The 22,992-nt window shown below is 69.4% G+C and carries 18 protein-coding genes, 1 tRNA gene and 2 pseudogenes; 12 read left to right on the forward strand and 9 right to left on the reverse strand.

The features are described 5' to 3' along the window. Nucleotides 1-9: 9 nt before the first annotated feature. A complete protein-coding gene (locus tag ACIBEI_RS16235; protein WP_398889593.1) occupies nt 10-2,097 on the reverse strand; it encodes a DHA2 family efflux MFS transporter permease subunit in 2,088 nt (695 codons plus the stop codon). A gap of 251 nt (nt 2,098-2,348) precedes the next feature. Here ACIBEI_RS16235 and ACIBEI_RS16240 point away from each other — a divergent pair, with 251 nt between their 5' ends. Then, on the forward strand, nt 2,349-3,452 hold the full coding sequence (locus tag ACIBEI_RS16240; RefSeq protein WP_398889157.1) for a peptidoglycan-binding protein: 1,104 nt from the start codon (nt 2,349-2,351) through the stop codon (nt 3,450-3,452). Nucleotides 3,453-3,969: 517 nt separating this feature from the next. Here ACIBEI_RS16240 and ACIBEI_RS16245 read toward each other — a convergent pair. Then, nucleotides 3,970-4,638, reverse strand: a complete 669-nt coding sequence (locus ACIBEI_RS16245; RefSeq protein ID WP_398889159.1) for an HAD family hydrolase — start codon at nt 4,636-4,638, stop codon at nt 3,970-3,972. 335 nt (nt 4,639-4,973) lie between these two features. Between ACIBEI_RS16245 and ACIBEI_RS16250 the strand changes: the two genes are divergently transcribed. The 4 genes from ACIBEI_RS16250 to ACIBEI_RS16265 all read left to right on the forward strand — a co-directional run bounded on the left by ACIBEI_RS16250 (nt 4,974) and on the right by ACIBEI_RS16265 (nt 10,345). After that, complete coding sequence (locus tag ACIBEI_RS16250) at nt 4,974-5,618, forward strand: HNH endonuclease family protein (RefSeq protein ID WP_189838102.1); 645 nt, start codon at nt 4,974-4,976, stop codon at nt 5,616-5,618. A 155-nt stretch (nt 5,619-5,773) separates the two neighbouring features. After that, a complete protein-coding gene (locus ACIBEI_RS16255) occupies nt 5,774-7,417 on the forward strand; it encodes an alkaline phosphatase D family protein (protein ID WP_398889162.1) in 1,644 nt (547 codons plus the stop codon). A gap of 482 nt (nt 7,418-7,899) precedes the next feature. Beyond that, nucleotides 7,900-9,798, forward strand: coding sequence for an FAD/NAD(P)-binding protein (locus tag ACIBEI_RS16260; RefSeq protein WP_398889595.1), 1,899 nt, complete (start codon nt 7,900-7,902; stop codon nt 9,796-9,798). 88 nt (nt 9,799-9,886) lie between these two features. After that, nucleotides 9,887-10,345: a DoxX family protein gene (locus tag ACIBEI_RS16265; RefSeq protein ID WP_398889164.1), complete on the forward strand. Its 459-nt coding sequence runs from the start codon at nt 9,887-9,889 to the stop codon at nt 10,343-10,345. A gap of 124 nt (nt 10,346-10,469) precedes the next feature. On the opposite strand, the gene ACIBEI_RS16270 is transcribed toward ACIBEI_RS16265, so the two are convergent. Next, nucleotides 10,470-11,048 (reverse strand): superoxide dismutase family protein, encoded by a 579-nt coding sequence (locus ACIBEI_RS16270; RefSeq protein WP_398889166.1) that lies wholly within the window; start codon nt 11,046-11,048, stop codon nt 10,470-10,472. Nucleotides 11,049-11,455: 407 nt separating this feature from the next. Here ACIBEI_RS16270 and ACIBEI_RS16275 point away from each other — a divergent pair, with 407 nt between their 5' ends. Then, nucleotides 11,456-12,208 (forward strand): DedA family protein, encoded by a 753-nt coding sequence (locus ACIBEI_RS16275; RefSeq protein ID WP_398889168.1) that lies wholly within the window; start codon nt 11,456-11,458, stop codon nt 12,206-12,208. Nucleotides 12,209-12,423: 215 nt separating this feature from the next. Here ACIBEI_RS16275 and ACIBEI_RS16280 read toward each other — a convergent pair whose 3' ends face one another. Beyond that, nucleotides 12,424-12,693 carry a DUF2277 domain-containing protein gene (locus ACIBEI_RS16280; RefSeq protein ID WP_398889170.1) on the reverse strand — a complete coding sequence of 90 codons (270 nt, stop codon included), beginning with the start codon at nt 12,691-12,693 and terminating at the stop codon, nt 12,424-12,426. Nucleotides 12,694-12,869: 176 nt separating this feature from the next. Further along, nucleotides 12,870-13,382 (reverse strand): GNAT family N-acetyltransferase, encoded by a 513-nt coding sequence (locus ACIBEI_RS16285; RefSeq protein ID WP_398889172.1) that lies wholly within the window; start codon nt 13,380-13,382, stop codon nt 12,870-12,872. Between the two features lie 145 nt (nt 13,383-13,527). On the opposite strand from ACIBEI_RS16285, the gene ACIBEI_RS16290 reads away from it, so the two are divergent. Continuing rightward, nucleotides 13,528-13,899, forward strand: coding sequence for a hypothetical protein (locus tag ACIBEI_RS16290; RefSeq protein WP_398889174.1), 372 nt, complete (start codon nt 13,528-13,530; stop codon nt 13,897-13,899). A 64-nt stretch (nt 13,900-13,963) separates the two neighbouring features. Here ACIBEI_RS16290 and ACIBEI_RS16295 read toward each other — a convergent pair whose 3' ends face one another. After that, nucleotides 13,964-15,358 (reverse strand): Tat pathway signal sequence domain protein, encoded by a 1,395-nt coding sequence (locus ACIBEI_RS16295; RefSeq protein WP_398889176.1) that lies wholly within the window; start codon nt 15,356-15,358, stop codon nt 13,964-13,966. 287 nt (nt 15,359-15,645) lie between these two features. On the opposite strand from ACIBEI_RS16295, the pseudogene ACIBEI_RS16300 reads away from it, so the two are divergent. Next, nucleotides 15,646-16,764: pseudogene (locus ACIBEI_RS16300) on the forward strand (IS630 family transposase); the annotation flags it as partial. A gap of 21 nt (nt 16,765-16,785) precedes the next feature. Here the strand turns inward: ACIBEI_RS16300 and ACIBEI_RS16305 are convergent. Further along, a complete protein-coding gene (locus ACIBEI_RS16305) occupies nt 16,786-17,184 on the reverse strand; it encodes a hypothetical protein (RefSeq protein ID WP_398889623.1) in 399 nt (132 codons plus the stop codon). A gap of 38 nt (nt 17,185-17,222) precedes the next feature. Between ACIBEI_RS16305 and ACIBEI_RS16310 the strand changes: the two are divergent. The 3 genes and pseudogenes from ACIBEI_RS16310 to ACIBEI_RS16320 all read left to right on the forward strand — a co-directional run. Next, nucleotides 17,223-17,696: pseudogene (locus ACIBEI_RS16310) on the forward strand (GntR family transcriptional regulator); the annotation flags it as partial. 253 nt (nt 17,697-17,949) lie between these two features. Further along, the gene (locus tag ACIBEI_RS16315) at nt 17,950-18,285 is read left to right on the forward strand and encodes a hypothetical protein (RefSeq protein ID WP_398889625.1); all 336 of its coding nucleotides are present in this window, start codon (nt 17,950-17,952) and stop codon (nt 18,283-18,285) included. Between the two features lie 1,067 nt (nt 18,286-19,352). After that, nucleotides 19,353-20,132 (forward strand): helix-turn-helix domain-containing protein, encoded by a 780-nt coding sequence (locus ACIBEI_RS16320; RefSeq protein WP_398889178.1) that lies wholly within the window; start codon nt 19,353-19,355, stop codon nt 20,130-20,132. Between the two features lie 1,239 nt (nt 20,133-21,371). Here the strand turns inward: ACIBEI_RS16320 and ACIBEI_RS16325 are convergent. Beyond that, the gene (locus ACIBEI_RS16325; protein WP_398889180.1) at nt 21,372-22,172 is read right to left on the reverse strand and encodes an FkbM family methyltransferase; all 801 of its coding nucleotides are present in this window, start codon (nt 22,170-22,172) and stop codon (nt 21,372-21,374) included. Nucleotides 22,173-22,605: 433 nt separating this feature from the next. Then, nucleotides 22,606-22,677, reverse strand: a tRNA-Val gene (locus tag ACIBEI_RS16330). Here ACIBEI_RS16330 and ACIBEI_RS16335 point away from each other — a divergent pair. Beyond that, nucleotides 22,678-22,989 (forward strand): hypothetical protein, encoded by a 312-nt coding sequence (locus tag ACIBEI_RS16335; RefSeq protein WP_398889182.1) that lies wholly within the window; start codon nt 22,678-22,680, stop codon nt 22,987-22,989. Nucleotides 22,990-22,992 lie beyond the last annotated feature (3 nt).

Consider the following 22,992-nt stretch of genomic DNA (forward strand, 5'->3'; position numbering starts at 1 on the left):
GGGCTCGGTTCACTTCGTGAGCCACGCCCGGCCGGCCGGCTTCGGGACGGTTCCGTTGTGGGGGCGTTCCTCGTTGGAGCCGCACATCTCGGCGTTCAGCTCCTCCACGAGCCGGACCAGGTCGGTGGGCCTGTCCGGGCCCCACCAGTCGCCCAGGAGTTCGGCGAGGGACTCCTCGCGGGCCTTGGACAGCTTCTCGGCGGCCTCGCGGCCCCGGTCGGTCAGGACGAGGTCGATGCCCTCCCGTACGGCGAGCTGCCGCTCCTCGACCTGGCGGGCGGCCGCGATGACGACGTGCAGGGGCACCGCGCTGCGCTCGGCGAGGACGGCGGGCTCGGCCCAGCCGTAGCGCCTGATCCGCAACAGGAGCCAGCTCGTGGCGGGCAGCAGGTCGTACCCGGCGCGGGCGGTGATCTTCTGGTAGATCTCGCGCCGCCCCTCGCGGGTGCCGAGCACGGACAGCGCGCGGCACACCTCGTCGTACGAGGAGCGCTCCACGGGGTTGCTGGCCAGCGTCTGGGTGGCGTCGGGCGCCGTCACCGAGGCCCGCAGCCTGTCCTCGCGCAGGAACCAGGCGAGCGCGAAGCCGGCGAGGGCGACCGGGGCCGCGTACAGGAAGACGTCCGTGATGGACGTGGAGTACGCCTCCACGACGGGTGGCCGGAGTGTGACCGGGAGGTCGGCGATGATCTTCGGGTCGGACTTCAGCGCGTCCACGCCGAGGCTCGGCGGGAGGTCCTGCCCGCGGAGCGCGGAGGTCAGTTCGCTGCCCAGCCGGCTCGCGAAGACCGTGCCGAAGATCGCGACGCCGAACGAGGCGCCGATGGACCGGAAGAAGGTGGCGCCGGAGGTGGCGACGCCGAGATCCCCGTACGAGACGGAGTTCTGCACGATCAGCACGAGGACCTGCATGACCAGGCCGAGTCCCAGGCCGAACACGAGGAGGTACGAGCTCATCTCGGCCGCGGAGCTGTTCTCGTCGAGCTGGTGCAGGAGCAGCAGACCGAGCGCGGTGACACCCGTACCGGCGATGGGGAACACCTTCCAGCGGCCCGTGCGGCTGACGATCTGCCCGGAGACGGTCGAGGAGACGAGCAGTCCGGCCACCATCGGCAGCATGTGCACGCCCGACATGGTGGGCGAGACGCCCTGGACGACCTGGAGGAACGTCGGGAGGTACGTCATCGCGCCGAACATCGCGAAGCCGACGATGAAGCTGATCACGGCGGCGAGGGTGAAGGTGCGGATCCGGAAGAGCTTCAGGGGCAGTACGGGTTCGGCGGCCCGTCGCTCGACGGCCACGAACGCCACGGCGAGGACGGCACCCAGCACCGCGAGGCCGATGATCTGCGGCGAGCCCCAGCCCCAGGTGCTGCCGCCGAGCGAGGCGACGAGGACCAGGCAGGTGGCGACGGCCGCGATCAGGAACGTACCGAGGTAGTCGATCGTGTGCTTCTGGGCGCGGACCGGGATGCGCAGGACGGTCGCGATGACGGCGAGCGCGACGATGCCGACGGGGAGGTTGATGTAGAAGACCCAGCGCCAGCTCAGGTACTGGGTGAACAGCCCGCCCAGCAGCGGGCCGAGCACGCTGCTCGCGCCGAAGACCGCCCCGAACAGGCCCTGGTACTTGCCCCGTTCGCGGGGCGAGACGATGTCACCGACGATGGCCATCGACAGCACGATGAGCCCGCCGCCGCCGAGGCCCTGGAGGGCGCGGAAGGCGATCAGCTGGGGCATGTTCTGCGCCATCCCGCAGAGCGCGGAGCCGATCAGGAAGATCACGATGGCGGTCTGGAACAGTTTCTTGCGTCCGTACTGGTCACCGAGCTTGCCCCAGAGCGGGGTGGCGGCCGTGGAGGCGAGCAGATACGCGGTGACGACCCACGACAGGTGATCGAGGCCACCCAGGTCGCTGACGATGGTCGGCAGTGCGGTCGAGACGATCGTCTGGTCGAGGGCCGCGAGGAGCAGCCCGAGCAGCAGGGCCCCGATCGAGACGAGGACGCCGCCCTTCGGATGCTCCTGACCGGCGGTGGCACCGCGCGAATGGTCCCGGGTGGGGCGGGCCGCCTTCGGTGCGTTCATGCCGTTCATGCCGTTCATGCCGTTCATGCCGTTCATGCCGTTCATGCCATTCACGCTGTTCGTGTCGTTCGCACCGTGCGCGTCCTCGGCCATGAAGACCTCCCGGCCACGAGAGTCCCGTTTCCTCTTCCATCCTGGTCGGTGTGACCGGTTATGGCCTGTTGAATCCGCTACGGAGTCCGGGATTCCGGGGGTAACCGGGAGATTGTGTGGAGGGGGTCTGCATAATCGCTGGAGTTCGTACGGGGAGGAACCCACACGTGAACGACCGGAACGGTCACATATGCCCGGAATGCGGGGCGCCCTGGGGGTCGGAGGGCTCCCCCACGTGCGACTGCGCCCGCCGGGCGGCGGACGCCCTTCTGGAGACCCGCTCCGCGGAGACCGCGGCGGCAGAGGACTTCGACCCGCTGCGCATCCGCCCGTACGTGGACCTGGACCCGGCGACACCGGGGTCGACGCCGCCGACCGACGCCGTTCCTGCGACTGACGGCACCGACAAGGGGCACACGCAGGGGTACGAGCACGAGTACGGGTACGCCCACGGCGCGCCGTCCGAGCCGCCGCCCACGAGCGCGCCGCACGAGACGCACGCACCGCACGAGGCACACGAGGCACACGAGGCACACGAGAGGGAGCCTGCCGACGCCGCCGCCACCGCCCAGCTGCCCCGCGCGACGGCACTCCCCCGCTCCACCGCCCCTGGCACGAGCCTCTTCGAGGAGGCCCACCAGCTGGCCCCCGCCGCGGAACCCGCATCGGAGAGCACCGGCCGACGCCGCCGCTTCGCCCTCGTCGGCGCCGGCGCCACCGCGGCGGTGGTCGCGGCGGCCGGGTTCGCGAGCGGACTGTTCTCGTACGACACGCCGTCGAGGGAGAGCGCGGCCCCGGACGACATACGCGCGAGCGTGCCGGACGCGACCCTGGACGAGCCGTCACCGTCGGTCTCCGAGTCGCCCAGCCCGTCGCCGTCGTCCTCACCGACGGAGTCGAGCAGCGCGAGCGCCACACCGTCACCGACGAGGTCGACGGCGTCAGCCGCCCCGCCCCGCCCAACCGCCACGACCCGCGCCCCCTCCTCGACGGCCGCCCCCACCCCCACGACCACCCAGCCCTCCACCCCACCGGAGAAGGTCGAACCGGTAACCCTCCGCCGCGGCGACGAGGGCCCCGAGGTGACCGAACTCCAGCAACGCCTCCAACAGGTGGCCCTCTTCACGGGCAACCCCGACGGCGACTACGACAACAAAACCGAAAACGCCGTCCGCAACTACCAACTAACCCGAGGCATCGACAACGAAGACACAGGCACCTACGACAAAGAAACCCGCACCCGCCTGGAATCAGAAACAACGGAACCGTAGGCCGGGGCCCAGCCCCCGGGCCTTGAGCCTTGACCGGGCTGAGCCTTGAACCTTGAAGGCACCAGGCCTTGCTTGCCACTCGAACGGGCCGGGCTCTACGTTCCGGGCGGCGGGGGCGGGCCTCGGCCGGCTGGCTCCAGGCGGCGGGCTCCGGGCTCCGGGCTCCGGGCTCCGGGCTCCGGGCTCCGGGCTCCGGGCAGCGAAGGCACCGGACGCCGTCCTTTCAAACGGCCGCCCCCCGGGCTTCCATCAGCGACCGGACAGCCCCTTCAAACAGCCGAACCCCGGGCTTTTAGGGGCGCGGGGAACTGCGCGACAAGCCCCCACCCAGCCGCACAAACGTCACCCCTCAGCCCCCTCAAGGGGCGCGGGGAACTGCGCGAGCACCCCCCACCGGCCCGCACCCAACACCAAACCCCAGCCCACCCCTCCCCAGGGGCGCGGGGAACTGCGCAACAACCCCAGCCCAACACAACCCACACCCGACAACCCACGGCCCACAACTCCGACCCCAGGGTCACCCCACCCGCAGCCGAACCACCCCACCCCCCACCCCCTCGACAGCCACCTGTCGAAGATCCCGCACCACAACATCCGCCCCATGAAACCCGGCCCGCGGCCCAACCCCGACCACCCGCATCCCCGCGGAGCGCCCCGCCGCGATCCCCGCCCCCGAGTCCTCGAACACCACACACTCCTCAGGCGCGACCCCCAACTCCGCCGCCCCCTTCAAGAACCCCTCAGGATCCGGCTTGCTCGCCCCCACGGACTCGGCCGTGACCCGAACCTCCGGCAGCGAAAGCCCCGCCGCCCCCATCCGCGCGGTGGACAACGCCACATCCGCGGACGTGACGAGCGCATGCGCCACCACCCCCCGCAACGAGGCAAGAAACTCCGCGGCCCCCGGAACCGCGACAACCCCGTCCATGTCCGCCGTCTCCTCGGCGAGCATCCGGGCGTTGTCGGCGTAGTTCTGCTCCATCGGCCGGCCGGGCAGCAGCACGGCCATCGACGCGTACCCCTGCCGCCCGTGGACGACCTTCATGACCTCGTCCCCGTCGAGCCCGTGCCGGTCGGCCCAGCGGCGCCACACACGCTCGACGACGGCGTCCGAGTTCACGAGGGTGCCGTCCATGTCCAGCAGCAGGGCACGGGCGGTCAGCACGGTTGACGCCGTCATCGGCATGCTCCAAAGCGTGGAAGAGGGTCCCGAGCGGGCCATTCCGTGGCCCCCGGGGGGGGACAAGGCGGCCCCGCCCGCCGGTCAGGGAGTGCGGACGGGAGCCACTTTGTTTCTCCACGGTACAAAACAAGGACCCGATCCCGCTACCACCCCAGAGACCCCATTCCACACGAACCCACGACAAGAGGGCCGACCGAAACCCGAAAGTCCCGCCCGGCCCCTTGTTGTGTCATGCCCACGTCATTAACTTCTCACCTGACGCACATCTCCCGGAAACCGGCCCCCGCGAGCATTCAGTCACTCGCAGGTCAACTTCCCCCCACCCCAAGGGAGTTCGCATGCCGAAGATCTACGCGCGTCGACGGCTGAGTCTAGTGGCCGCCTTCGCCGGATTGATAGCCATGGTCGGGCTTTTCAACGGCCCGACCGCCTCCGCCGCACTGCCCACCCCGGTCAGCGCCGCCACCGCCCGCACCTACCTCGCCTCGCTCACCGTGGCGACCGAGGACCGCACCGGCTACGACCGCGATCTCTTCAACCACTGGATCACCATCAGTGGCACGTGCAACACCCGTGAGACGGTCCTGAAGCGCGACGGCACGAACGTCGTCACCAGCTCCGCCTGCGCGGCCACCAGCGGCAGCTGGTACTCCGTCTACGACGGCGCGACCTGGACCGCCGCCTCCGACCTCGACATCGACCACCTCGTCCCGCTGGCCGAGGCCTGGGACTCCGGCGCCGACAGCTGGTCCGCGTCCACCCGCCAGGCCTTCGCCAACGACCTCACCCGCCCGCAGCTCATCGCCGTCACGGACAACGTGAACCAGTCGAAGAGCGACCAGGACCCGGCCGAGTGGATGCCGTCCCGCACCGCCTACGCCTGCACCTACGTACGCGCCTGGGTCCAGGTGAAGTACTACTACGACCTGTCCGTCGACTCGGCGGAGAAGAGCAAGCTCAGCTCGGTCCTCAGCGGCTGCTGATCACCAACCGATCCACAGCCGATCCACGGACGACCGGCAGCAGAACCCAGCAGACTGCCGGCCGATCGGCACCTGATCAACTGCACCATGCACGGAACCTCCCCGCTCACCTCCGTCGTTCCGTACCGTACGGGGCGACGGAGGAGAGTGATCGCGTGGCGGGACTGCGCCTGGGTCCACTGCTGAGGTACGTCGACGGCTCGTCCGCGACCATCTGGGTCGAGGCGAGCCGCCCGTGCACCGCCGAGGTGCGCTGCCCGGACGGCGCGGGCGGTGAGTCCCGCACCTTCCAGATCGCGGGCCACCACTACGCCCTGATCCCGGTCACCGGACTGACCCCGGGCACGACATCCTCGTACGAGGTACTGCTCGACGGGGTACAGGTCTGGCCGCTCCCCGACTCCCGCTTCCCGCCCTCGGCCATCCACACCCCGGTGGACGACCACGACACCGTACGGGTCTCCTTCGGCTCCTGCCGCTGGGCCGCCCCGGCCGCCGGCGAGGAGGACCCGGGAGGCCCGGACGCCCTGGACACCCTCGCGGCCCGCATCGCCGCGGACCCGGAGAGCGAACGCCCGGACGTCCTGCTGCTGTTGGGCGACCAGGTGTACGCGGACGAGGTCTCGAACGCCACCCGCCGCTGGCTGGACGCCCGCCGCGGGCTGAACGAACCGCCGGGCGCCGAGGTCGCGGACTACGAGGAGTACACGCACCTCTACTACGAATCGTGGCTCGACCCCGAGATCCGCTGGCTGCTCTCCACCGTGCCCAGCTGCATGATCTTCGACGACCACGACGTCATCGACGACTGGAACACCAGCGAGGCCTGGGTCGCCGACATGCGGGCCACACCCTGGTGGCGCGAGCGGATCCTGAGCGGCCTGATGTCGTACTGGGTCCACCAGCACCTCGGCAACCTCCCGCCCGAACGCCTCGCCGAGGACCCCCTGTACGCGGAGGTCCGCGCCACCCCCGACGGCACGGACGCCCTGCGCACCTTCGCCGCGCGGGCCGACACCGACCCGGCCTCGGTCCGCTGGAGCTACCGCCGCGACTTCGGCCGCACCCGGCTCCTGATGGTCGACTCCCGCGCGGCCCGCGTCCTGGACGAGAAGAACCGCTCGATGCTCGACCCGGCCCAGGAAGCGTGGCTGCGCGAGCAGGTGCTGGAGGAGCCGGGTTCGTACGACCATCTCCTCATCGGCACCTCCCTGCCCTGGCTGCTCCCCAACCTCGTGCACGACGCGGAGGGCTGGAACGCCGCGCTGTGCCGGGGCGAACGGGGTGAGCGCTGGGCCCGGTTCGGGGAGAACCTGCGGCGGGCGGCCGACCTGGAGCACTGGGCGGCGTTCCCGTCGTCGTTCGACTCGCTGGCGGACCTGATCGCCGAGGCCGGCTCGGGACCGCAGGCACCGGCGACGGTGTGCGTGCTCTCCGGGGACGTGCACCACGCGTACATCGCCGAGCCGGTCTGGCGGGAGGGCCTGCCCGGACCCGACGCCCGGGTGCTTCAGCTGACCTGCTCCCCCGTGCACAACTCCATCCCGCTCTCGATAAGAATCGGCTTCCGTTTCGGCTGGAGCGGGGTCGGTCGCGCGATCGGCAGGCGGTTCGCCCGGCACGGCAGACTCGAGCGTCCACCCGTCGACTGGCGGAAAACCGGCGGCCCCTGGTTCGGCAACCAGCTCATGACACTGACCCTGCGCGGCCGTTCGGCACGCCTGCGGCTCGACCAGGCGCGGCCGGAACGGGGCGGCGCGGCCCGGCTGCGGACCATCGTCGAATCCGAACTCAGCTGACACACGGACACGGAGAGTCACAACTCCCCCACGCGCAAGCGCTCTTCACGCGACCGTGGCGGGGAGGCTCACGACGACCGTCCATCGACCATCGGCCACGTCCCGCAATTCCCCGATTGCATACGTTTCTTGCGCACGTTGCCCACGTTGCCCAAGTGCTGTCGCGTTGCCCGTGATGCACACGCTTGGTGCCCGTGGTGCTCGTGACGCATCCCACAACCGGCCCGGTTGATCCGTTCCAGGGCTCGGCTCCCGTGGCACGCGACGGCATGATGATGCGGACCGTCCGCTTCCGGCGGACGGTGTGCTCTGCCCAGCGCCCCAGCGCCCCACCCTGTCCGGGAGTCACACCTTTGTCTGCAGCGACCGCGGAGCCGACGGACCCGGCACGGACCACGGACCCGGCGGAGGCCACAGAATCGGCGGAGAGCCCGGAACCGGCGGAGACCGCGAAATCCGGGAGAGGGCGGGCCGCGTCCGCCGTGTCCGTCGCGCTCGTCGGCGCGGGCCCCCGCGGCACCAGCGTCCTGGAACGCCTCTGCGCCTCCGCGCCCGAGCTTCTCGCGCCCGGCACGCGTCTGACGGTCCATGTCGTCGACCCGTCGCCGCCGGGCCCCGGCCGGGTCTGGCGCACCGCCCAGCCGGCCGAGCTGCTGATGAACACCGTGGCCTCGCAGGTCACTCTCTTCACCGACGAGAGCGTGGACTGCTCGGGCCCGATACGCCCCGGCCCGAGCCTGCACACCTGGGCCGACGGCGAGCTGGGCCCGGACGACTATCCGACCCGCGCCCAGTACGGGCAGTACCTGGAGTGGGTGTTCGGCGAGGTGGTCCGCGGGGCACCGCCCGCACTCCGGGTCCTGACGCACCGGGCGCGCGCGACCCGCCTCGACGAGACGGCCGACGGCCACCAGATCCTCGTACTCGACAACGGCCGCTCCATCCCCGACCTGTCCGCCGTGGTCCTGGCCCAGGGCCATCTGCCGGCCGTGGCCGACCGGGCACAGCAGCGCCTGGCCGCGTACGCCGACCACCACGGCCTGCGTCATGTCCCGCCCGCCAACCCGGCGGACCTCGACCTGTCCGCCGTCGCCCCCGGCGAGACCGTCCTCCTGCGCGGTCTGGGCCTCAACTTCTTCGACCACATGGCGCTGTTGACGACGGCCCGCGGCGGCCGTTTCCGGAGCACGCCGGCCGGCCTGCGCTACCTCCCCTCGGGCCGTGAGCCGCACCTGCGGGCCGGCTCCCGCCGCGGCATCCCGTACCAGGCCCGCGGCGACAACGCGAAGGGCCCGTACGGGCGTCACGTACCCCTCGTCCTCACCCCGGACGTCATCTCCCGCTTCCGTAAACGCGCGGACTCGGGCGAGGCGCCGGACTTCCTCACGGAGATATGGCCGTTGGTGGCGAAGGAGGTCGAAACCGTCTACTACGAGGGGTTGTTGGAGCCCGACGCCCCTCTCATACGTGGCTTCCGTGAGCGCTTCCTCGCGGTCCCCCACCGTGACCCCCAAGAGGCCCTGGTCCTGGGCGAGTTCGGGATCGCGGAGGCCGACCGCTGGTCCTGGGACCGGATTTCACGGCCGTACGGCGGTCGGGTCTTCGCCGGTCCCGGCGACTTCCGGGAGTGGCTGCTGGACCACCTCCGCGAGGACGCCGCGCAGGCCGCGCTCGGCAACGTCGACGGTCCTCTCAAGGCGGCTCTCGACGTACTGCGCGACCTGCGCAACGAGTTGCGGCAGATCGTCGACCACGGCGGGCTCGGCGGAACCTCGCGCCGGGAGCACCTGGACCGCTGGTACACACCGCTCAACGCGTTCCTGTCGATCGGCCCGCCCCGGCGCCGCATAGAGGAGATGACCGCGCTGATCGAGGCGGGCGTCCTGGAGGTGCTCGGCCCGCGGCTGGAGGTGCGGGCCGAGGACGGGGCCTGGGTGGCACACTCCCCCGACGTGCCCGGCTCGACCGTGACGGCGACGACGCTCGTCGAGGCACGGCTGCCCGAGCCGGACCTCCGGCGGACGGCCGACGAACTCCTCGCCCGGCTCCTGAAGACGGGCCAGTGCCGCCCGCACACGGTGGACGGTTACGAAACCGGAGGGCTGGACGTAACACAGCGCCCCTACCGTCTGATCGACCGTCAGGGACGCGCGCACGCAAGGCGGTTCGCGATCGGAGTGCCTACGGAGGGTGTGCACTGGGTGACCGCCGCCGGGGCCCGGCCCGGTGTGGACTCGGTCACGCTGTCGGACGCCGACGCGGTGGCGCGGGCGGTTCTGCGGACGGCCGCGGGCCAGGCGGGACAAGGCCGCGAGGCGGATCCGGAACCCACAGCACACCCACAAGCATGGCCAAAAGTTGAACTTGCAAGCATTGATTAGGCCGACCTAACGTGGAGCACTCACTCGGTTCCGTCCCCCACTCCGGCCCCGTTCCGGGACCGGATTCAGACCGAAGGAGTTCCCCCACATGACCGGACGCCTCAACAGCGCCCAGCCGTACGCCATCGGCCTGTTCCGCATAGTCATCGGCCTGCTCTTCGCCTGCCACGGCGCTGTCTCGCTCCTCGGCGTACTCGGCGGCCTGGACGGCAAGGGCTCCACCGTCGAGACCGGCGCCTGGCCCAACTGGTACGCGGCCGTCATCGAGCTCGTCGGCGGCACCCTGGTCCTGCTCGGCCTCGGCACCCGTATCGCGGCGTTCATCGCGTCGGGCGCGATGGCCTACGCGTACTTCAAGGTCCACCAGCCCGAGCACCTCTGGCCGATCAGGAACAACGGCGAGGGCGCGGCCATGTACTCCTGGTCGATGCTCCTGCTGGTCTTCACCGGCTCGGGCGCGTTCGGCCTGGACCGACTGTTCAAGGGCCGCTCGTCCTCATCCGCGTCCTCGGACGGGAAGCGCTCCTCGGAGCCCGTCACGGCCTGACGGCAATGCCCGCCCCTGCCTCTTGGGGGGCGGGCGTTCCCGGCCGCGCCCCAAAGGGGCGCGGGGAACCGCGCGACCAGCCACAACGCACGCGCAGGCGACTCACTGACCCCCGGCGGAGCGCTCACGCCCAGCCGAACGGCACCGTGAAGCAGGCCAACCGCACGCCCGCGCCGCCCTGTTCACCGTGCAGCACAACGGACGCGGCCTCCCCGAACCGGAAGTTCCAGTCGTGCCGCGCACTCGCCGCACCCGCCCCACGCGAGTCGGCCGTGAAGTCGAGCCAGACCTCGTTGTCGGGGTTCACACTGGCGGGGTCCGTGGACGGCCGGTGCTGGTAGTGCCCACCCGCGGCGGCCGGATCGGCGCCGCACGGCTTCCGGTGCACATGCACGCCGTACTCGTGCCCCGCCTTCAGCCCGGTCACCCGCAACTTCACCGTCGTGGCGCCGCGCTCCGCACTGCGCTGACTCACCTCGATCCACGAGCCGGCGGGCACGAGCCTCATGTCGTACGTGACGGCCGCCGACGGGACGAAGGCGCCGGGCGGGGCGAAACGGGCGTCCGTCCGCATCGAGTAGCCGTGCTTGCCGCCGGTGCCGCCCGTACCGCCGCCAGTACCGCCGCCCGGCTGGACCGTGCCGCCGTCGGCGTTCGCACCGTGGGCACCGCCCGCGCCGGTCGCGAGCGCGGCCGACGCCATGGCCACGACGAGAAGACCGACCGCTCCCGTTCTTCCTGCCCGACGCATTCGCCCTGTTCGCTCTGTTCGCTCTGTCCGGCCTGTCCCACCCGGGTGAAGCTGCGGGTGGCCGGTCCGACCTGTCCGACGTGCTCGTACTGCCGCTATTCCTGACACCATCGCCGGTTCCGCTCCTCACACCGTTGGTCGCCCCTTTCCGTTGGTACGGGACACGGCGCCGGTCCGCCCGCCGGGAAGCGGCAGCCGGGTGAACATGTTGTGGCGAACACACGTGCCCCCTGTGGACCTCCAGTCGGACCCGAGGCGTACGCTGTATGGCTGTCACAGGCCGCTCCTGCCGCTCCCCCGCGACATCGCGGCAATCACGGCACGGTTCGGGCCTACGGGGGAGACACAGGGGAGTTCGGGTGCTTGAGAGTGTGGGGTCGCTGTCCGGCAGCCCTTGGATCTACAGCCAATGGATCTATGCCGTGGTGGCTGTGTCGGTCCTGTTCGACGTCTTTCTGCCGGTACTGCCGAGCGGCGTCCTCGTCATCACGGCGGCGACGGCGGCCGCGGCCGGTACCGGCGCGGCGGCCGTGCACGTGCCGGACATCCCGACCGCGCATGTGCCGGACCTCCTCGCGCTGACCCTCTGCGCCGCGACCGCCTCGGTCCTCGGTGACCTGGTCGCGTACCGGCTGGCCTGGCGCGGCGGGGAGCGCCTGGACCGCGCGATCGCCCGCTCCCGCCGTCTGAGGGGCGCGCAGGAACGTCTCGGCGCGGCGCTCGCGCGTGGCGGTGGCGCCCTGGTCGTCCTGGCCCGCTTCGCGCCCGCCGGCCGCTCGGTCGTCTCGCTCGGCGCGGGCGCCGCGCACCGCCGCGTCCGCGAATTCCTGCCGTGGTCGATCCTCGCGGGGCTCGCCTGGGCCGCGTACAGCGTCGGCCTCGGCTACTTCGGCGGCCAGTGGCTGGGCGCGACCTGGCTCGCCACCGGCGTTTCGCTGGTGGCGCTGTTCGGGGCGGGCGCGGGGGCGGCGTTCCTGATGCGACGACCGTCAGCGGTAGCTGTTGCCGTTCCGGTATCCGTATCCGTGCCCGTGTCGGTACCGGTGTCGGTACCCGTGTCGGTACCGGTGCAGGTTGACGTGCAGATGCCCGAGGCGGGCCCGGGCGCCTGAGGCGGGCGTGGCGTGAGCCTGCACGGCGTGAGCCTGGGTGGCCTGGGCGTACGCGTCCTCAGGCGGGCGCGCCAGTGACTGGCCGCACCGGCTGGCCGCACCGCTGGCCGCCCGCACCAGCGGCTGAGCGCACCAGCGGCCAGGTACGCCAGTAGCTGCGCGCGCCTCGGAGCGGGTTCGGCGGGCGCTGGTCAGCGGGTCGGTCGGTCGGCGGGTCAGCCGACCTGGCGGCTGTCGGCACGGCGGCTGTCGGCCTGGCGGCTGGTGGCGGCCGTCTGCCCTCGTATCTCCAGGCCGTCCAGCAGCTCGGCCGTGGCCTCGGCGATCGCGTCGACCGCGCGGTCGAAGACCTCGCGGTTGTGCGCGGCCGGGGCGCGGAAGCCGGAGACCTTGCGGACGTACTGGAGCGCGGCGGCGCGGATGTCCTCGTCCGTGGCCTCTTCGGGCAGGACGGGCGGTCGGAGAGTCTTGATGCTGCGGCACATACGTCCAGTCTCGCGCGCGGCACTGACATCGCGCCCGGGAACGGCGGCGCCTCCACCGATCGCCGACGCTTCCCGCCGAATCGCGGCGAAAACGGCCATGGGCGCCGGACCCCGCACCGAACCCCGCGCCGGGCCTCCCCGCCATCAGGCCTGCCCGTCGGACCTCTCGGGGCCCCTCAGCCTTCGCCGAGGTCCACCCGCCAGTCGTTCGACGTGATCCAGTGGCCTTTCGGGTACTCGAACTCGGCCGTACCGAGCAGTTCGAATCCGGCGTTGCGGCAGACCGCGTTCGACGCGTGGTGATCCACGCTCGGAAACGCGTGCAGGTACCGGTGCTCTCCGGCCGCCCTCGCCTCCTCAACGACCGCGCGGGCCGCCGCCGCAGCAAAACCGCGCCCCTGGAACTCGGGCAGGACCCCCCACCCGGTCTCCCACACCGTCCCGCCCCGCCACTCCCGCTCCCAGAAGCCGATCGAGCCCACGGTGTCGCCGGTGCCGGCCGACGTGACCCGGTACATGCACCCCGGCCCCAGACCGACGTAACGCCGGTGCCGGTCGACGAGCTTCTCCTCGGTCTCCGGACCGCCCAAGTGCTCTGTCATCTCAGGGCTGTTGGCCCTCTGGAGAAGCCAGAAGTCGCCTTCCGCCCACGCGTGCAGCCTCACCTGCGATGTCTCTGCGCTGTCCATGGTGGCCACCCTAGGACGGGGGTCGGACAACGCCAGGGGCCCGACAGGGCACCGCGGCCGTGGCGTGGGCCGCCGCCGCGACACATTCGTGTGAAGTCCCCCAAGGAACTCGCATCCCAAATTCGAACAGGCGTAGCATTGTGGCGTGGCTACGACCTACGACTTCCCGAGTGACCTCCTGGCCGGTCAGGAGGAGCTGCATCAGGTCCGGGCCGAGCTTCTGGCCCTCCTGAAGCGGCTCCCCTGGTCGGTCGAGCCCCTGGACGGCTTCAGCGACGACCACGGCTGGCGCAAGGTGGAGCGCCCCGCCTCCCCCGGCTGGACGGCCGACGAACAGGCCGAGGTGGAGAAACTCCGCGAGCGCGAGCGCGAACTCACGGTCTTCGTGACCTGCCACCGTTTCTGGGCGGAGGTCGCGGCCGCGGAGAAGGTGGACGCCCGGATGTCGCTCAAGCACGCACGGGAGACGGAGACACACGTACGGGAGGCAGAGACGGAGGGCCGCTCCGCCCCCTGAGACGCGCGACCGGCCCTACCGTCCAGGTCCTACCATCCAAGCCCTACCGTCTGGGCCCTACCGCTCAGGCCCGCAACGGATTCGTGCGCGTGGCCGCCAACAGGTACCAAGCGGTGGCCCCCACGTGCCGATACGGGTAGTAGCCGAAGCCGAACCCGGTGTCGAGCGGGCTGCTCGCCGAGACGACACCGGAACGTTCGGGAAGCGCACGACCGCCCACGGTCTGCCCAGCCCCGAGCAGATCCTGGGCCCGCTCAATACTGGCGACCAGCCGACGGGCACGCGTCTCATCACCGGCCCTGCCCCGGTCCCTGCCCCGTTCCCGCAGAGCCAGCGCGAGATGAGCGGTCCCCTCGAACCACACCCCGTTGCGGTCGGGCTTGGGCTGGAACTCGGCGATCGGGGCATCCTCGTTCGCCACCAGACTGGCGGAGCTGAAGGTGACCCCTTCGTACGTCCGCCCCGCGGGCACCGTACTGTTCCGCCGCTCGGCGTGATCGACCACGGCCAGCTGGACCGCAGCCCAATCCAAGGACCGGGAGTACGAGCGGGAGCCGAGGGCGAGATGGGTCCAGGTCTGGGTGTCCTCGGGGATCGGGGACTTGTTGACCGTCACACCGTCATTGGTGCCGGTGTAGAAGAAGCCCCCGGCCGGCTCCCACATCTTCTCGACGAAGGCCTCGGCCCGCGCACGCCGCCCCCGCCACACCCGGTCACCGGTGAGCAGAGCGAGCCGACCGAACAGGCAGACCAGATCGGTGTTGTGCTCGGTGGAGGTGAAGGGCAGCTTCTCGTTCGCCCCGTTGACCCCGAACTTGTAACCCCCGAGGGGTTCGTCGGTACGCCCGACCCGCTCGATCCACGCACCGATCCGCACAGCCCCCTCAAGAAAACGACGGGCCCCGGTCCGCCGAGCGAGGGCGCTCAACGCGATCCCGGCCCAGGCCATGTCACCCACGGCCGTCCCCGTGAACCCGAACTGCGTACCCACATTGGCAGTGCCGTCGGCCCGCACGAACCCGTCCGGCTGCAGCGACCCGTCGAAGAAGGTGTACGGCCCGACGTTGTAGGCCTGCCGCAACCTGCCGTCGTCGTACACCGGGTCATGTTCCTGGGCGTAAAGCAACGCGTCCCCGAGCACCACGGCTCTGCCCAGCCCACCGGCGGTACGGCCTGCCAACTGCGCCAGAACCGCCAAAGCGTTGTCATACGTGAACGCCGTACTGAAGAGCCCCGCCTGATCGCTGTAACTCTGCGCCAGCCGAACACTCCCATGCTCCGGATAGCCATCCATGGCAGCACCCAAAAACCCAAGCCCACGCCGCCGAGCGGACCCCACGCCACCCCCAGCGGCATGCGCCGCCCCGGCCCCACCCGCACCGAACACCGCAGCACCGACACCGAGTCCAACACCAAGCACCGAACGACGACCAACCACCGGACCTTGCCTGCCGACCATGACTCTCCCTGGGACATACGGACCGAATGCGCGGGCAAAACCACGGGCGAACGCACGGCAAGCCCCCACCTTGAGAGCGCTCTCAAGAGCGCGCGCTCATTGTGCTGGCGCACGAGGACGGGGTCAACGCCCGCGCCACACGAGCCTGTTGGAACGGACGCACAGCGGGAACGCCGCGAGGCCTGAATTGCCACCGCCAGTGCTGCGAACGCGCAGGTTCGCTCGCCGGGTTGGCGGTCGTGGCGGTTGGATGTGCGGTGATGTCTGTTCCGACCGTTGGAGGCGCGGTGGCTGAGCCTGTCCGTGTGCGCGGACTGACCGACCAGGAGGGGCACCGGCTGCAGCAGATCGTGCGCCGGGGCAGCACGAGTTCGGTGCGACATCGGCGGGCGACGATGCTGCTGGCCTCGGCCGGCGGGAACCCGGTGCCGGTGATCGCCCAGCTGGTGCAGGCCGACGAAGACACCGTCCGGGATGTGATCCACCGCGTCAACGAGGTCGGCCTGGCCTGCCTCGCCTCTCGGTGGGCGGGAGGCATTCCCCGCCAACTCAGCCCTGGCGACGAGGACTTCGTCATCCAGACGGCCACCACCCGCCCCACCAGGCTCGGCCAGCCCTTCACCCGCTGGTCACTGCGCAAACTCGTCGCCTACCTGCGAAAAGTCCACGGCCGGATCATCCGCAACTGCCGCGAGGCGTTACGCGGCCTGCTCGCCCGCCGCGGTGTCACCTTCCAGCGCACCAAGACGTGGAAGGAATCACCCGGCCCGGACCGCGACGCCAAACTCGACCGCATCGAGCACGTCCTGGACCGCTTCCCGGACCGCGTCTTCGCCTTCGACGAGTTCGGACCGCTCGGCATCCGCCCCACCGCGGGCTCGGGCCGGGCCGAACAACGACGTCCCGACCGGCTGCCCGCCACCTAGCACCGCGCCCACGGAGTCCGATACTTCCACGGCTGCCACTCCGTCGGTGACGACCGCCTGCGGGGCGTCAACCGCCGCAAGAAGGGCGCCGGGAACACGCCGGCCGCGCTGAAGCCGATCCGCGCCGACCGGCCCGACGGCGCCCCGATCTACGTGATCACGGACAACCTGACCACCCACAAGGGCACCGACATCCGCCGCTGGGCGAAGAAGCACAAGGTCGCGTCGTGCTTCACCCCGACCCACGCCTCGTGGGCGAACCCGATCGAGGCGCACTTCGGACCGCTGAGACAGTTCACCATCGCCAACTCCCACCACCCCAACCACACCGTCCAGACCCGCGCCCTCCACGCGTACCTGCGCTGGCGCAACGCCAACGCCCGCCACCGCGACGTCCTGGCCGCCGAACGCAAAAAACGCGCCCGCACCCGAAGCGGGAAAGGCATCCGCTGGGGCGGACGCCCACTCACGACCGCGGCCCGACCAAAACACTCCGGGCCGTCACACCACCAGCGCCGCGTGCAGTGCATGGAATGCTTCACGAAGTTCCGACGTGGCGATCGGATCGATCTCCATCTGCAAGTGACAGACGGTGTCGTCGCCGTTGGGGGTCAGGCGCACGAAGAAGGCGAAACCGTCCCCGCCTGGCTCCGCGTTCAACGTCAGCGGATTGTTACGGCCCGGAGTCACCGCCGCCGAAAAGCGGACACCCGACGGAGTATGCAGGTGAGAGAGCATCCGCGCTGCGAAGTCCATAGCCTCCGCAGCGCTGAGATCTGCGGTGAAGTCAGCCGTCAGGCAGGAGCTCCAGTCTGCGGTGACCTGCCAACTGTCCCCACCGGTCCGAGCCAGTTCCAGCCACACATCATCGCTGCCGAGGCGTATCCGCGGCTGTTCCATCGTCGCCCTCCGACATCCATGCCTGGGCTCAAGATCCTATGGGGCGGAACTCCGTCGTCGGAAGTCGCCGCACGTCATCCGCCCTCCTCGCAACCCGGCGAACCCTCCCGGTCAGAGCACTAGCCGCCCACTACATGGTGCGCACGCCGACGCTGCGGAGTGCTCTCGCAGTGCTTCAAAGGGAAGGCCTCGTCGAAAAGATCCACGGCAAGGGGAACTTCGTTCGCCCACCTCGCCGCAAAATCACGTACGCCGGCGGACGGGGCACGCTGGACACCCGGGCCGCGTCTGAGGCACATCTCCGCGTCACCGTCCGCACCACCAAGATCCGAACGCGCGGGCGTCTGACGACTCTGCTGAAAGCGCCGACCAGCAGTCCACTGACCGAGTTTCTCTGCCTCAGCCGTGAGCGGGAGTCGCCGCACAGCCTGGCCCGTATCTACGTCCCTCGCGACCTGGTGCCGGCCGCCGTGCTCGGCGAGTTGCCTACGTGCGAGGAGGCCGCGGCGAGACAAACACGGTCGCGCTTTCAGCTTGGGAAGCTGCGGGCCCCTGCGGCCCGTCGACGTGCTGACCTGGGCGAAGTACAGGGTCGCGGTCTACTCGTGCTCCACCGCTTTCACCGTGGTTCCCCGCTGGTCCCCGCTCGATCTGGTGCGGTTGTGGTGCGGGCTCCCGTGGAGGCTGCGCTCAACCATCCCCTCGGCGCACGGAGCCGCGGCCCCAACGTACGACGGAACTCCGGCCGTAGACGAGGATGCGGCTATGGGATCAATGCAACCGGATATGACCTGGCCGTTCCCCACCGGTGCCTTCCCCTCGGAGTTGCTGGCGATCGTCCAACGCACAGTTGCCGAGGGTGATTTCCCAGCTCTGATGGTGATCCATGACGATGAGGATGACTGGCTCCTATGCGACAGCATCCACGATCCGAATGCCGACGGCGCCTCGATCGTGACGCACATTGACCACGTCCTTGCCCAAGACTCGTCAATCGCAGACCTGGCCAGCATGCCGCTGGGACACATCGCAGAACGGTCGAATAGTCAGACACCGTGGGAGATCAGGCCATGGACGTACCCGAGCGACGAGGAAACCTGACCTGCCTACCAACACGCTTTCCAACTGTGTTGGTGGTCATGGCCGACTCGGCCAAGGCCGTTCACCTGCGTTCATGGGCGGCCGACCGTGTGCTCCGCCCCGGTCTCCGGTCCCGCCTGAACGGTCGTGGACGGTGCTGAATGAGACGGGGACTGGGCCGGGCTCGATGGCATCATCGCTGCTGGAGGGGGTTTCATGGCTCTGGGTCCGTCGGGGGTGGCGACGGATCGTTGTGGACGGCACGGTCTACCGCTGGCGGCTGCGTGGGAGCGACGTACTTCCAGGGCCTGTCCTAGTCGCCGTGCATGTTCGCGGTTGACCATACGGACGCCCCGGGCATGACGCTCGTGGTCACCACCGACCTGCCCCATCCGAGCAACTGGATCGGCCGCGAGGCAGAGCCCGTACTACCGTCCGCTGTTGCTGCGTCCGCTCGGCTCGCCTTGCGCGAGGTTGGGCTTCGACGGCTCCCGGCTCCGCCTTCCGCCTCGACCGGTCTGCCGGCTTCACACCCTCATCCTGAAGGTGCTGGACAGGATCGGATCAAAAATTCTTGAGAAGGAGGCTGACCAGGAAGGGAGCGGATCAGCCTGGTTAGTCGGGTGCAGGCGTCCGCAGCGCGGTCCGACCCAGTAAGTAGCTTCGGAGCCCGTGAGGTTGAGACGATCGAGGCATCAACGGAGGCCGATATATGGCCCCAAGTCCCTGTGCCCATAGCACAGTTGAACCGTTGGTCCTTGACCTCACATATGGAGCCGCATCATGTCCAGTTCTACTTCGCATACTGGAGCATTCGCGACATTCACCTTCTGTTTCACCGGCTACACCGATGGGCGGTGGGTTACAACGCCAGTGGTGGTTGTGGTCGTAGTACTCGTGCTAGTGCTGGCTGCTCACGCTGGGCTTGAAGGTGTGGACCCCGGCGCCCTCGCAGTACTGGCCGCGGCCATGGCCGAGTTGCTGGTCGGTCTTCGCTCTGGTGATAGCGGGGCAGACCAGGGCCTGTAACCGTGGGCCGGCCCGTCCTGAACATCGACGCCAGTGCGGGGCCCCGGCTCCGGGAGCTAGTGGAATACCTGCGTGAGCTCAAGGCGACCAGCTGCGTCACTTACCGTGAGATGGCGAGGCGTACAGGGCTCAAGCCGTACTACTGCGGGGCGTCGACGCTTAGTCAAGCAGTTTCCGGTGCTCGGCTTCCCCGGCTTCAGGCTGTGGAAGCCTACGCTCGTACAGCCGGTGACCCCGCCGACCAAAACGCACGTCAGCGTCGTGTCCGACGCGCCCGACAGCTCTGGAAGGCTGCGGCCATCGAGCAGGCGCGTCCACTTCGGACTGGCCATGGACGCCGCCTCCGTCAGATCCGTACGACGGAAGCTCTTGGTGAGGGCCTAGCGCGGCTTCGCGCGCGGGCAGGCCAGCCTTCTCTGCGTGAGATCGAACGAGCGACCGCTGCTCACGGCCACCGAGTGCCACGATCGACGTGCCAGTTGATCTTGGGTGGCCGGGTCTTGCCCACCTCGGAACAGCTAAGGGCTCTCCTGATCGCCCTCGATGTCACCGAAGCTGCCTCCTCGGGCTGGCGTCTCGCGTTGCACCGCCTTGTGGTCAGAAGATCCCCCGAGCTGGTTTGGTCTGGTGGGTGTGTGTGCCCAGAGGGCGATCCTGCCGTGATGGCGTTCCTTGAACGTCGCGATCGGGACGAAAGAATCAAGCGAAGGACCGGGCAGCTACGCCAGGACGAGGACTACGACGAGTGGTTGGAGTCGCGTGTCGCCAGGGCCTTCTACCGGCGTCGATGGGACTACCTGGACGAGGACGAGCTGGCAGAGTTTGAATGGGGCGGATGACACGACGGGAGCCCGTCGGCGAGTAGTGACAGCCTGTGGTGAGCAGGCCGGTTTCCCAACTCAGGCCCCAAACTAGCCCCGGGAGCCACGCAGGCGCTCGCCAGATCGAGCGGATCAGGTCCCTGACCCGGTACTTCACTGGCAGGGTTGGCGGAATTTGGGCCCAGGGCCAGTTCGTCCCGAAGCAACCGAGGCTCGTTCGGGCGAGGGCGGATGCCTGCCCACGCCGTTGACCAGAGCGAGCCGTGATGGCTGACCGTGAACTCTCACCTTGGGAAGCTGGGGCACTTTGAGGCCTGTTGGCGCGGTGAGCTGAGCAAATGTCCGGCCCACGCCCTCGTTGGACTCGATCTCCTTCACCGTGACTCCCCGCGGCTCCCCGCCCGATCTGGTGCGCTCGTGGTGCGAGTTGCTGCGCTCGGAGCCAATCCGGCGACGCAAGCCCCCTGGTGCGTCAAGGCGCCCCTATCAAATCCGCGCACGCGGGCGCAAGGTGGCCTGAGGAAGCTCATCGCGAGTATCGAGCGCCACACCGACCGCGTAGAGACGTCAGGGGGTTGCGCATGCTAAGTGTGCGTCTGATTTACCCGGGTGGGCTCGATGACACCTTCGAGATGAAGGCCGCCCCCCGAGTTGGAGACGGCGTTTGGACTCAAGGTGGCGCAGGTGGCCACAACCGATGGAAGGTATCTGAGGTCGATTGGTTCCCCCAAGGCGCAACCGACGTCGTTCTCTACGTGGCCTCGGCACGAGAGCCAAGCGCTGACAGCAAGTAGGAGCCACGCCAGCCGCTCGTGCTCTGGTCGGACTCGAAGGTGCCCGCTTTCCAACTGTGGTGGTGTGGAGTTGGGGTGCGCGGGGGCGTTCGCTTGGGTTCATGGGCGGTTGTTCTGTGAGGACCACCCTGGTTCTGGTCCCGTCTGAACGGCCGTGAACGGGGCTGAACGAGACGGAAACTGAGACAGCCGCGCGTACTGCCTACGGGCAGCGTGAGCGAACGCCGGACATGGATAGGTCGACTGCCACATCACGGTGCCGTCGGAGTCCGGACAGTCAGGGCTGACGGCGATGTCGGAGAACTCGTAGATGGTCACCTTGATCGCGTCATCCGTGGTGCGGAGCAGGACATGCATCGTCGGGGACGCACAGCATGCCGTGAGCCGGTACTACTCTGGATCGCCCGGGAATGGATGGATTCCGCGGTCCCTTACCGCCTTGAGTGCCGGGTGCTGCGCGTGGTCAGGACCTGACCGCGAACACCATGCCGATGTCGCCGGCCCGCTGCACCGAGTCCTGCTCGGTATTGACCGTGAAGCCGTGTGTGAGGAGGACCTCGCAGACCGTGTCGCGGTTCCGCTGCCAGCCCTCCACCTCGACGACGGCCTGGCGGACCAGCGGCCAATGCCGTTCCTCGATGCCTCTGAGTACCTCGAGTTCGGCGCCTTCCACATCGACCTTGAGCAGGTCGATGTGGTCGATGCCCTGCTCGTCGAGCACCGATGACAGGGGCCTGACCTTCACCCGGTGTGTCTCAAGCCGCCGCAGCACCCGCAGCTTGCGGCTGATGAGAAGAGTGAGGACGGGGGCGGGTACGCGGCGCATGACCGGTCCCAGACCGCCCTGGCGGATCATTTCGACGACGCTGGCGGTGACCCGGCGCCGCTCATCCTCGATGTTCCCCTGGTCCCGCGAGGAGGACGAGAAGATCGTGGCGGCCGGAATGTAGCTGAAATCGAGTTCGTCGTCACGGGACGCCAGGCCGTAAGGGAGCGCGGTCAGACGTCCGTTGAAGAACTCGCGAGCATTGCGTTCGAGTGTCGCGTGGAGTGGCGGCATCGGCTCGAAGGCGTAGATCCGCACGTCCCCGTCCAGCCGTTCATAGACGGCGGCCGAGAACACACCGATGTTGGCGCCCACGTCGAGTACCGTCGCGCCCGGCGTGCACTCGATACCGTGGGTGAAGTAGCCGTCCACCTCCTCACGCAGGAAGGACGCCTCCCAACGATTTATGCTGTGCAGTTCAATTGCCCTCATGGTCATGACAAAGTCATGTATCAGGGTTGGAGTCAACAATCCAGCCCGCACCCTTCGCTTCGGCCACGTTCCGGATCCACAGGGTGCGACATCGGCCCATTCTCATAACGGCGGCGAAGGTGCTGGTGAGCGAGGTTACTGCCAGTGAGGATGGTCGTGCTCGCGCGTCACTGTCTGCGGTCGCCCGCTGACGTTGATGTCAGTAGCGGATGTCAGCTGCACAGGGATACAGCACTCGCCGTCGTAGCTTCTTCCATGCGAGCCGAGCTGACCATCAGCGCCCCGCCAGCACCGGCGGTCAGGTCAGGAAGGTGAAGCGACTGCCGCACGATCCTTCTGGCACGCAAGTGGTGCAGCACCGAAAGACCGCCGAGAAAGATCAAGGCCCAGGTCCCCGGATTCACACCGGTCGACCTGGGCCTCGTTCATGTCCTGGGCCTGGTGGGCACGGACGGTTTCGAACCGCCGACATCCGCCTTGTAAGGGCGCACCGCGGCCGGGCGGGAAGCCCGTGGAGCCGAAGCCCGGCGCCGGCCGCCCTGTGGTCGACCTGTCGCTGCTGCTCGCCGCGGCGAAGGCCGATCCGCCGAAGAAGGGCACACCAGTCTCGTACGCGGGCGTGAAGGTCGTCGAGGACGCCCTCGTGAAGGAGGGCCTCCTCGCGAAGTCCCTCGCCGACGGCCACTTCGGCACCGCGCCCCAGGCCGCCTATGGCCTGTGGCAGATGCGCTGTGGCTGGCGCGGCAAGGACGCCGACGGGCTGCCCGACAAGGCCTCACTCACCAAGCTCGGCAAGCGCCGCGGCTTCGACGTAAAGGACTGACCC

It is taken from the genome of Streptomyces sp. NPDC050988 (genome assembly GCF_044456225.1).
In the GTDB taxonomy this organism is placed as follows: Bacteria; Actinomycetota; Actinomycetes; order Streptomycetales; family Streptomycetaceae; genus Streptomyces.

Excerpts from the sequence above, each read along its gene's own strand:
- ACIBEI_RS16270 (WP_398889166.1), bottom strand. The coding sequence starts at position 11,048 with ATGGCGTCGGCCGCGCTCGCGACCGGCGCGGGCGGTGCCCACGGTGCG.
- ACIBEI_RS16250 (WP_189838102.1), top strand. The coding sequence starts at position 4,974 with ATGCCGAAGATCTACGCGCGTCGACGGCTGAGTCTAGTGGCCGCCTTC.
- ACIBEI_RS16315 (WP_398889625.1), top strand. The coding sequence starts at position 17,950 with ATGGGATCAATGCAACCGGATATGACCTGGCCGTTCCCCACCGGTGCC.
- ACIBEI_RS16235 (WP_398889593.1), bottom strand. The coding sequence starts at position 2,097 with ATGAACGGCATGAACGCACCGAAGGCGGCCCGCCCCACCCGGGACCAT.
- ACIBEI_RS16280 (WP_398889170.1), bottom strand. The coding sequence starts at position 12,693 with ATGTGCCGCAGCATCAAGACTCTCCGACCGCCCGTCCTGCCCGAAGAG.
- ACIBEI_RS16305 (WP_398889623.1), bottom strand. The coding sequence starts at position 17,184 with ATGGAACAGCCGCGGATACGCCTCGGCAGCGATGATGTGTGGCTGGAA.
- ACIBEI_RS16295 (WP_398889176.1), bottom strand. The coding sequence starts at position 15,358 with ATGGTCGGCAGGCAAGGTCCGGTGGTTGGTCGTCGTTCGGTGCTTGGT.
- ACIBEI_RS16265 (WP_398889164.1), top strand. The coding sequence starts at position 9,887 with ATGACCGGACGCCTCAACAGCGCCCAGCCGTACGCCATCGGCCTGTTC.
- ACIBEI_RS16325 (WP_398889180.1), bottom strand. The coding sequence starts at position 22,172 with ATGACCATGAGGGCAATTGAACTGCACAGCATAAATCGTTGGGAGGCG.
- ACIBEI_RS16245 (WP_398889159.1), bottom strand. The coding sequence starts at position 4,638 with ATGCCGATGACGGCGTCAACCGTGCTGACCGCCCGTGCCCTGCTGCTG.
- ACIBEI_RS16285 (WP_398889172.1), bottom strand. The coding sequence starts at position 13,382 with ATGGACAGCGCAGAGACATCGCAGGTGAGGCTGCACGCGTGGGCGGAA.